This is a genomic window from Streptomyces sp. HSW2009 (assembly GCF_040240285.1).
Taxonomy (GTDB): domain Bacteria; phylum Actinomycetota; class Actinomycetes; order Streptomycetales; family Streptomycetaceae; genus Streptomyces.
In genome coordinates this window covers 1-4882 of the sequence record NZ_JBEHZD010000553.1, presented here as the reverse complement: position 1 = coordinate 4882, position 4882 = coordinate 1, and the positions used below count along the sequence as shown (strand labels likewise).

Here is a 4882-nt window from a genome sequence, read left to right as displayed (position 1 = left end):
CCCCCCCCCCCCCCCCCGCCGGGGGCCGGCCCCCCCGCCCCCCCCCCCCCCCCGCCCGCCCGGGGGGGGGCCCCCCCCGCGCCGCCCCCCCCCCCCGCGGCCGCCCCCCGGCCCGGGCGGCGGGCGGCCGGGCGGCGCGGTGGGCCGGGAGGGCGCGCCCGCGGGCGGCGCCGGTCGCACCGCGCTGCGCGGCGGCGGCTTACTCGTTCTGACCGGGCTGCTGTTGGCGCTGGTCGTGCTGAGCACCTGGGTCGGTGCGAAGGACACCTCGCTGCCCGAGGTGTGGCGGGCGCTGTGGTCGGACGACGGCTCGTACACCACCGAGGTGATCAGGGAGTTGCGGCTGCCGCGCACCCTGGTGGGGCTGATGGCCGGCGCCGGGCTCGGCGCGGCCGGGGCCATCATGCAGTCGCTGACCCGCAACCCACTGGCCGACCCCGGGTTGCTCGGAGTCAATGCGGGTGCGTCGGCAGCCGTGGTCTTCGGGCTCGGCGTGGTGGGCGTCAGCGGCTATCCGACACTGGTCTGGTTCTCCTTCGCGGGGGCCGCGGTGACCACGGTCGTGGTGTACGTGCTCGGCGCGTCGGGGCGCGGTGGCGCCTCACCGGTGCGGCTGGCCCTGGCCGGCGCAGCGATCAGCGCCAGCCTGAGCGGGCTGATCGCCGGACTGACCGTCTTCGACGCCGCCACCTATGACTACCTGCGCTTTTGGATGGTCGGCTCGCTCGCCGGGCGCTCCTCGGACCTGGTGCCGCAGATGCTGCCGTTCGTGCTGGTGGGGCTGGTCATCGCGGTGTTGCTGGCCCGGCCGCTGAACGCGCTGGCGCTCGGCGACGACCTCGGGCGGGCGCTCGGCGCGAAGATCGCCAGGACGCGGCTGCTCGGCGTGGTCGCGGTGACCCTGCTCACCGGTACGGCCACCGCAGCCGCCGGCCCGATCGGCTTCGTGGGGCTGGTGATCCCGCTGGTGGCGCGCTGGTGCACGGGGCCCGACCTGCGCTGGGTGCTGCCGTACTCGATGCTGCTCGCCCCGTGTCTGCTGCTGACCGCCGACATCGTGGGCCGGGTGGTGTTGCCGCAGGGCGAGTTGGAGGTGGGCGCGGTGACCGCGGTGATCGGGGCGCCGGTGTTCATCGCCATGGTGCGGCGCCGCAAGGAGGTGTCGTTGTGACGATGACCGAGCACCGACCGGGTGCCGGGGCGCAGGCGGCGGGGGAGCGGGCGGTACGGGGCGCCGGCACCCGGCCGGTGAGCCTGTGGGCCGGCCGCATCTCCTTCCGTACCCATCCGCGTACGGCCTGGGTGTGTGCCGTCGGGCTTGTGCTCAGTGCGGTGTTGCTGACCGTCAGCCTGTGCGTGGGGGCCTATCCGGTGGCCCTGCCCGATGTGGCGCGGGCGCTGTTCTTCGGCACCGGAGAGCGGTTGGCGGTGCACTTCGTCAACCAGGAGCGGCTGCCGCAGGCGCTGCTCGCGCTGCTGGTGGGGGGTGCGCTCGGGGTGAGTGGGGCGATCTTCCAGAGCCTGTCGCGCAATCCGCTGGCCAGCCCCGACGTCATCGGCTTCAACAGCGGTGCGGCCACCGGGGCGATCGTGGTGATCGTGGCCGTCGGCGGCAGCGCGGCGCAGGTGGCCACCGGGGCCATCGCCGGCGGGCTGCTGACCGCGCTGGTGGTGTACCTGCTGGCCAGCAAGGGCGGGGTGCACGGGGTGCGGCTGGTGCTGATCGGGCTCGGGGTGACCGCCATGCTCGGGTCGGTCAACTCCTACCTGCTCACCCGGTCCACCCTCAACAGCGCGCAGAACGCCCACATCTGGCTCATCGGGACGCTCAACGGGCGCACCTGGGGGTCGGTGCAGACGATGGCGGTCGCGCTGGTGGTGCTGTTGCCCGCCGCGGCCCTGCTCGGGCGGCAGTTGCGCATGCTGGAGCTGGGCGACGAGTTGGCCAGTGGGCTCGGGCTCTCGGTGGACCGGGCCAGGACGACGCTGACGGTGCTGGGCGTCGCGCTGTGCGGGGTCGCGGTGGCGAGTGCGGGCCCGGTGCCGTTCGTGGCGCTCGCCGCGCCGCAGATCGCCGCCCGGCTGACCCGCTCGCCCGGGGTGAGCATCGCCGCGGCCGGGGTGACGGGTGCCGCCCTGCTCTCGGCCGCACACCTGGCCTCCAACCAACTCTTCGCCTGCCTCGGCTGGTTGGGGGACCGGGTGCCCTGGCTCGCGGTGGTCGACGAGGGGCAGCGCAACAGCCAACTGCCGGTGGGAGTGACCACCGCGGTGCTGGGCGGGCTCTATCTCGCGTGGGTGCTCTTCAGCCGGCGCGGCGAGGGGCAGCGCTAGTCGGTCGGGGCTGTGGGGCAACCGGCCTCCCGGGGCCCTTGATGTAGATCGAAAAGTAAGGTTAGGCTTACCTAAATAGCAGGTCCGGGGCGTTGCGCCCCGGAAAACTCGGGAGGCTGTTGTGAGCAATCCGTTCGAGGACGAGGACGGCGTGTACCTGGTGCTCGCCAACGACGAGGGCCAGCACTCGCTGTGGCCCAACTTCGTTGACGTACCGGAGGGTTGGACCGTCGTCCACCCCGAGGACACCCGACAGGCGTGCCTGGACTACATCGAGCAGCACTGGACCGACCTGCGGCCCAAGAGCCTCATCGCGAGCATGGCTGACGACCCCTCATGAGACCGCTGCCACCGCCCCGCAACGGCCTGGGCAGACGCCACTTCATCGCCGGCGCGGGGGCGGTCGGCGGCCTCGCCCTCGGGGTCGCCGCCGCCGTGCCGGGCGCCAGCCCCGCCCGGGCCGCAGGGCCGCGACCCGACCTGATGACCGCGGCGCTCGGCACCCCCGTACGCGACCTGCCGGAACTGCCCGTCCAGCGCCCGGTGGGCATCCGGGCCAGCCAGGCCACCCGGGCCGCGGCAGCCGCCAAGACGCTGCGGCCCTTCCTCGACCCGCTGCCGATCCCGCGCGTGCTACGGCCACGGGGCACCCTCACCCTGCCGCTGGAGCGGGCTCGGGTGCGGCTGCACCGCCAACTGCCCGCCACCCACCTGTGGACCTACGGCGGCAGCCACCTCGGGCCGACCATCGAGGTGCGGCGCGGCCGGCGGCTGCGGGTCGCCTGGGAGAACCACCTGAGCGGCGCCTTCCCGCTGACCGCGGTGCGGGTCCCGTTCGCCTACGACCCCGACCGGCCGCTGATGTGGGACCGGCCGGGTCGCGAGGGCGGGCTGCCGCGCCCCGAGGTCGCTGCGCTCCCGCCGTGGGCCGTGGTGCACCTGCACGGGGCGGTCACCGGCGGCGGCAACGACGGCTGGGCGGAGAACGCCATCGCCCCCGGCCACGCCCAACTCGCCGAATACCCCAACGACCAGCCGGCCGGCCACTTCTGGTACCACGACCACGCCATGCACATCACGCACCTCAACGTGATGACGGGGCTCGGCGCCGGCACGTACCTGATCCGCGACGACGAAGAGGACGACCTCGACCTGCCGGCCGGCGACGAGGAGATCCCGCTGGTCTTCTACGACCGCAACCTCGATGCCGACGAGAGCGGCGAACTCACCGGTGGACTGCTCTACAAGGGCATCGTCGTCATCGACGACCCCTATGAGCTGGTCCGCCCGTTCACCGGCCCGTTCACCCTGGTCAACGGCGTGATCTGGCCGCACCTTGAGGTCTCGGCCCGCTGGTACAGGTTCCGGGCGTTGAACGCCGCCAACAACCGGCCCTACCACCTGCGCATCCTCGACGAGGACGGCCAGCCGCTGCCCGCCGACGCCTTCCTCCAGATCGGCGGGGACGCGGGACTGCTGCCGAAGCCCGTACCGCTGGCGGACGGCATCGTCCTCACCCCGGCCGAACGCGCCGACCTGCTGGTGGACTTCCGCGCCCTGCGCGGGCGCAAGCTGCGGCTGGTCAACGCCTTCCCCGAGCCCGGGATCAGGGCCGAGATGATGGAGTTCCGGGTCGCCTCGCGGGCCGCCCACGGCGGGGCGAAGCCGCCCGCGCCCACCGCCACGATCTCGCCGTCCTACCGGCGGCGCAACGAGGCGGACGTGGCCGACGCCACGCAGCGCATGGTGATGCTCACCCCGGTCTACCCGAAGGACCCGGAGCTGTGGGAGATGGAGCGCATCAAGGCGCCCGACGGGCCCTTCCCCATCGACGGGGTGGTCCAGTTCGAGCACCCGGACGGCACCGTGCACACCTACCGGCGCACCGCATCCACCTTCAACGACCCGGTGCAGTTCACCGTGCCCGCGGGCGCCACCGAGCGCTGGAGCTTCCTCAGCCTGGAGAAGTCCGAAGGCAGCTATCCGCACCCGATGCACCTGCACGCCGTCGCCTTCCAGGCGCTCGGCCGCGACCACTACGACGTCAGCACCTTCGAGTACTTCGAACTGCCCGGCGGCGGCTACGGCGCCGGCACCAAGTCGCCCCTCAAGCGCAAGCGCAGCGGCACGCTGACCCCAGGTGAACGCGGCCCCAAGGACGTCGTCAGCCTGGGACCCGGCGAAATGGTCAACGTGGCCGCCGAGTTCACCGGCCCCGCCGGCCGCTTCATGCACCACTGCCACATCTACGAACACGAAGACATGATGATGATGCGCCCCTTCGTGATCATGCCGCCCGAGGTGCTGGCCGCCGCGCCGCCCGGGCACGGGGCCGCGCCCGGCTCCGGAGCCGGCCACGGCTCCGGCCACTAGCGCACCCCCCCCCACCCGGTGGCCCGGGGCCCCGCCCGGCGCCACGCCCTCCGTCGCACGCCACCGGGCGGGCGCGCCCCCCCCCGGCCCCCGCCCCCCCCCGGGCCCCCCCCACCCCCCCCCCGTCATGGGCGGCAGCGCTGTAGCGCGGGGCGCTTGCGCATGAGTCCCCCCC

The 4882-nt window shown here is 73.9% G+C and carries 4 protein-coding genes; all 4 read left to right on the top strand.

What is annotated here, in order from left to right:
- The first annotated feature begins 139 nt into the window (after positions 1 to 139).
- Complete coding sequence (locus AAHZ94_RS28435; protein ID WP_349996431.1) at positions 140 to 1171, top strand: FecCD family ABC transporter permease; 1032 nt, start codon at positions 140 to 142, stop codon at positions 1169 to 1171.
- Between the two features lie 2 nt (positions 1172 to 1173).
- On the top strand, positions 1174 to 2334 hold the full coding sequence (locus AAHZ94_RS28430) for a FecCD family ABC transporter permease (protein WP_349996429.1): 1161 nt from the start codon (positions 1174 to 1176) through the stop codon (positions 2332 to 2334).
- 121 nt (positions 2335 to 2455) lie between these two features.
- Positions 2456 to 2674 (top strand): MbtH family protein, encoded by a 219-nt coding sequence (locus tag AAHZ94_RS28425; RefSeq protein ID WP_349996428.1) that lies wholly within the window; start codon positions 2456 to 2458, stop codon positions 2672 to 2674.
- Complete coding sequence (locus tag AAHZ94_RS28420; protein WP_349996427.1) at positions 2671 to 4707, top strand: multicopper oxidase family protein; 2037 nt, start codon at positions 2671 to 2673, stop codon at positions 4705 to 4707. The genes AAHZ94_RS28425 and AAHZ94_RS28420 overlap by 4 nt, the downstream gene beginning before the upstream one ends.
- The last annotated feature ends 175 nt before the right edge of the window (positions 4708 to 4882 follow it).

Coding starts and splice junctions, on each gene's coding strand:
- AAHZ94_RS28430 (WP_349996429.1), top strand. CDS start 1,174: ATGACCGAGCACCGACCGGGTGCCGGGGCGCAGGCGGCGGGGGAGCGG.
- AAHZ94_RS28420 (WP_349996427.1), top strand. CDS start 2,671: ATGAGACCGCTGCCACCGCCCCGCAACGGCCTGGGCAGACGCCACTTC.